General features: G+C 66.4%; 1 pseudogene. It reads right to left on the bottom strand.

Annotated features, from left to right (window positions below):
• Positions 1-232 (bottom strand): annotated as a pseudogene (locus SB772_RS45950) (alkene reductase); the annotation flags it as partial.

Raw genomic sequence — 232 nt, 5'->3', positions numbered from 1 at the left:
CACTGGCCTTGTCAAAACGCTCGTTGACGATGTAGGGGCCGCCGAACGCTTGCTTGATCAGTGGGCCGATGCTGTCGTCGGCGTCTTTCTCCCGCGAGCAGATGAAGGCGATGCCGCGCTTGCCCAGTTCACGGGCGACGTAGGTGAAGGTCTCGGCCCGGTCGGCGTCGCCCATGTCGTGTGAGTCGGCACGCGGCGCCAGGTGCACGCCCACGCGGTTTGCCCCCCACAC

Source organism: Paraburkholderia sp. SIMBA_030 (assembly GCF_046535245.1).
Classification (GTDB): domain Bacteria; phylum Pseudomonadota; class Gammaproteobacteria; order Burkholderiales; family Burkholderiaceae; genus Paraburkholderia.
This window is presented reverse-complemented; position numbering and strand designations above follow the sequence as displayed.